Below are 3,442 nucleotides of genomic sequence, written 5' to 3'. Positions count from 1 at the left end.
CGACGATCCCGTTCAGCGGGAGCGCCCTTATACCGACGGACGCTCGTCTCATGCGAGAGAAGCTGATGAGTCTGCTCGTCGCTGTGTGGCCTGATGCCATCACGGTCGCCGTGTCATCGGCCTACGCGCCGGGCTAACCGCCGCGAATGTCAATATCAAGGCAGCTCTGCCGTATCACCCAGCGGTGAAAGGAGTGCTGGCTGTAGCCAACGCCAGCCCTGGTGCGCCGCCTACGCGGTGGGCCGAGTGGACAGCTTGTTCGAGCACATTGTCATCGCGACCGCACAGAGAGACGTGGCCTGACTGGGATTCGTGGGAATTGAAGTGTCGTGGCGAACCGGCTGCGTGCCCCGCCTGAGAACTCGGGGCGTCTCGGAGTTCTCAGGACCGATATCGAGGGGTTCGTCATGCCTCGCCCGGCTCACGCAGTGGAGGCTTTCAGAGGGCGCGCGACAGCAGCTTGGCGGGGCCGGTTGCCTTCCTCGATATCGGCCCGCGGAGCCAGTTCTGCGGCATTGCTTTGCTGATCCCGAAATCGGTCACGATCTGTTCGATGGTGACGCCGCTTTGAGGCCCACGGGCGGCCACCGAAACGCCCTCGCCAAGCCCCTGGGATTGGGACGGGCCGCGACGGCGTCCTCCCCGCCAGCACCTGACGGAACGAGCGATCAGTTGTCACCAATCCGTTCCGCTCGCCCGCTCGTTCTTCCCTAAAGAGTGGCCAGAGCAAAAGCTTCCTGGACAGCCGCCCCAAGCTGCGCCGCCGTGGGGCTATCCAGCCTGACCCGATGGTCAGTGAGCGGAGTGAAGCCGCTTCGTGCGCCGCCATTGTGGGCGGGCGTTACCAGGACGTGCGTCAGTGCACCAGCTTCATAGAAACCGTGCACCTTTACCTCTCGAACCCCCTTCGCGTATGCAGCGTAGGAGGGGAGCTTCAACCACTCCAGTAGTTCAGCGTCAGGCGGGTTGTGTCGTAGGTCACGGGCAGGCAGCACGGTGGACACGGCCTCGTCGGTCGCTGCCATGACGGTCTGTCCAAGCGAAATGTCGTCATCGGCATCCGTAAGGACCTTTGGGAGACCGCTCAGAATCATCGCACCCTCCGTCGTGCGGGCCATCACATGGACGAGAAGAGTGCCGTCCGGTCGTAGGTCGATGTTGACCACTCCGTAGGTTTGACTCACCGAATGACCTCCACAGTCAGGCGTACGCCCTTCTCTAGTGCGTAGTCCTTCATGCTATTCAGAACAGCCTGCTGCTCAGCCGTCGCCGTGCGGGGAACCGCGAGCTGCAACTCGCGACCTTGTATGGCGATATCGTCGATTTCTCGACCGCCCCAGGTCGCACCCTTGAACTCAGCAAGTCTATCGATGTACCCCCTCAGGGTGCCGCGGAGACGAGACGGAACGAGATACGTCTTCGAAGCTAGATCGATGCTCTTGATGCTCGTCGCGACGCCGGTCGCGTCGTTGAACCGGTCGATGGTGGGGAAGGACGCCGGGAGGTTGCCTCCCAGGCGAGCCTCAATGGCGAATCCCCGAGGGGAGGGGCCGAAGGGCCAAGGGGACTTAGCGAGTTTGTCCGCCAGCGCGGTCAGCTTCTCCGCTGCGCCGGTGACGCTGGCTGTGGCTGCGACGGAGGGCATCCGGGCGGCTATCGCCCGGAGTCCGTCGCTCGTTGCGTCGAGGGAGCGCCAGGCGAGACCTGCGGCGGCGGCCCTCGCACCTTCGGCTAGGCGTACGACGATTTCGACGAACCGGACCGTGTACTTACTGGCGTTGAAGACAGCGACGCCGTGTCCAACGAGCAGGCCCGCCCCGTCCGTAGCCGCGCCAGCGGCTAGGGCGATTGCTTCGATGGCTGCGGTCTCTGCGAGGAAGAGAGCGACTTGTTTGCGCAGTTCGTTCTGCGCATCGTCGATGTGCCGAGCAAGCGTCTCGGCAGAGTCCGCGATGGCTCGTGCCTGCGCGGCGATGTCGGTCAGCGAATCGCCCACCGTGATGCAGACACCTCGGGCGGAATCCACCTCCGGCGACTCCTCATCCGCAAGCGCGGTGAGGGCAGACGATATCGAGGGCCAGGCGCTTTCGAGCGTGGTGGCGCAGTCTCTCCAGGCGAGCGCGAGGGCGCGCAGTTTCGTAGGGTCGCCGTCCGGCCAAATGACCGCTACATACTTCTGAATGTCTAACCAGCCGTTTGGTGGGCCGAGCGAGCCACCCGCGACGCTGGGAACGGAGACGCAGACACCGAACGCCGGTGCATCGACGGCGATCGGCGCCTGGAGCATAGCGCCGAGCGCGTTCGAGTCCGCATCCGCGGACGCGTGATTCAAGCCCGTCTGCCTGAGCAACCCGCTCACCGTGAGCGCGGCGGCCACCGCGTCGTTGATGGCCTGAGCGACGGCGGGAGCGGTCTGGTCGTACGCCTGCGCCCACGCTGCCCCCGAGGGGTCATTGCCCGCGATGCGTCCTGAGTCAGCGAGGGTAGCGCCGAGGGCAGATTCAGCGTCGCTGAGCGTCCGGGCGACGTTGGCGCCGAACTTCGTCGACGCCGCGTACCAGGCGTCGGGGTCAACGGTGATGAGCACTGGTCACCCCCACATCCGTGAGTTGGCATCCACCGCCGCGTCGTAGTTCGCTCGTGCGCCGTCGAGCAGTCGGCGCATCCCGGCCAGAGCCTCCGCCATCTCGCGAGAGTCGTCGGCCCAGGCGGTGTGGGCGAGCGTGTGGGCGTCCGACGCTTCACCGTCCCACGTCCCGTGAAGGCGATGAGAGGCTGCGTTCGCGTCTTCGAGAGCCTGCGTGACGCTGCGGGTGATGCTTGTCAGCTCCTCGACGAACTCCGAAAGCTGCGCGAGATGGACCGAGTGCCTCATCGCTGACCGCCCGCAGGCAGATTCGATCCCAGGGTGCGGGCGGCATCGCGGCTGGCCTGCTCAGCAGCGGCAATGTCAGCGGTTGCGCCTCGCAACGCGGCGGTCAGGCGGGAGAGTTCCTCCGTACTTCCCGTTGCTGCTGTGAACCACGCGTCGAAGAGCGGCCGGAACGCGGAGGCCGCATCCCCTGTCCACCCGACGGCGAGGAGGTCTTCGACGCGCTCGCGCACTTGCCGGACTCGAGCGGATAGGTCATCCGAAGCCTCATCGAGACGCGTCGTCTCCGAAACGAGCGCCTGAAAATCAGCCCGAATTTCCATGCGGCCAGGGGACACACGTGCAGTCGCCCCAGAAAGGTAACCGGGAGGCGCTGTGCGCCTCACATACGGGTCAGTACGGCAAGGGATCCGAGCGAGCACCCGTCACCGCAAATGGCTCCTGCGGGCACTCGCGGAACCGGGAGAAAAGCGCTTACGAGCTTCTCGGGGTGGATGCGCACCGCGACAGGTTCGGATACGTCGAACGGATTCGGATGCCGAGGCTCCCCGCATCCGATTCCGTTGCTCC

4 protein-coding genes are annotated in these 3,442 nt (G+C 65.2%); all 4 read right to left on the bottom strand.

The annotated features are described in order from the left end of the window. Positions 1-710: 710 nt before the first annotated feature. The 4 genes from MTE01_RS16860 to MTE01_RS17520 are packed head-to-tail and all read right to left on the bottom strand — an operon-like array spanning position 711 to position 3,195. Positions 711-1,184: a hypothetical protein gene (locus MTE01_RS16860; RefSeq protein ID WP_141378452.1), complete on the bottom strand. Its 474-nt coding sequence runs from the start codon at positions 1,182-1,184 to the stop codon at positions 711-713. Continuing rightward, positions 1,181-2,587: an endonuclease toxin domain-containing protein gene (locus MTE01_RS16855; RefSeq protein WP_141378451.1), complete on the bottom strand. Its 1,407-nt coding sequence runs from the start codon at positions 2,585-2,587 to the stop codon at positions 1,181-1,183. Before MTE01_RS16855 ends, MTE01_RS16860 begins: the two co-directional genes overlap by 4 nt. A 3-nt stretch (positions 2,588-2,590) precedes the next feature. Beyond that, entirely contained in the window at positions 2,591-2,875 is a 285-nt protein-coding gene (locus MTE01_RS16850; protein WP_103208846.1) for a WXG100 family type VII secretion target, read from the bottom strand. Beyond that, a complete protein-coding gene (locus tag MTE01_RS17520; RefSeq protein ID WP_141378450.1) occupies positions 2,872-3,195 on the bottom strand; it encodes a WXG100 family type VII secretion target in 324 nt (107 codons plus the stop codon). The genes MTE01_RS16850 and MTE01_RS17520 overlap by 4 nt, the downstream gene beginning before the upstream one ends. Between the last annotated feature and the right edge of the window lie 247 nt (positions 3,196-3,442).

Source organism: Microbacterium testaceum, from assembly GCF_006539145.1.
Classification (GTDB): Bacteria; Actinomycetota; Actinomycetes; order Actinomycetales; family Microbacteriaceae; genus Microbacterium; species Microbacterium testaceum.
This window is presented reverse-complemented; position numbering and strand designations above follow the sequence as displayed.

Coding starts and splice junctions, on each gene's coding strand:
- MTE01_RS17520 (WP_141378450.1), bottom strand. CDS start 3,195: ATGGAAATTCGGGCTGATTTTCAGGCGCTCGTTTCGGAGACGACGCGT.
- MTE01_RS16850 (WP_103208846.1), bottom strand. CDS start 2,875: ATGAGGCACTCGGTCCATCTCGCGCAGCTTTCGGAGTTCGTCGAGGAG.